Here is a 304-nt window from a genome sequence, read left to right as displayed (position 1 = left end):
CTGCCGCATGATTGGAGCGGGAGATATCAAGCTGGCTGCATTAATCTGCGGCTACTCAGGCTTTGCCGGCGGAGCTTCGGCGAATGGTCTGGGATTTCTGATCGGGGCCTTCTGGTCCTTTCTGAAGATGATGGTAAAAGGGAGCTTTCATGAGCGTTTTTGCCATCTCGCAGCCTATATCAGGCGCATTTACCATACGAAAACAATAACAGCATATTATGATAAGGCCCGGGACGGGACGGAGGCGGTGATGCCGCTGGGAGTCTGTCTGTTCTTTGGGACCATGGCTTTTATCATGATGCCG

Annotated in this window: 1 pseudogene; it reads left to right on the top strand. The window is 52.3% G+C overall.

Annotated elements, in window-relative coordinates:
• A pseudogene (locus NE473_RS31085) lies at positions 1 to 304 on the top strand (prepilin peptidase); the annotation flags it as partial.

It is taken from the genome of Hungatella sp. SL.1.14 (assembly GCF_024460495.1).
Taxonomy (GTDB): Bacteria; Bacillota; Clostridia; order Lachnospirales; family Lachnospiraceae; genus Hungatella; species Hungatella hathewayi.
This window is presented reverse-complemented; position numbering and strand designations above follow the sequence as displayed.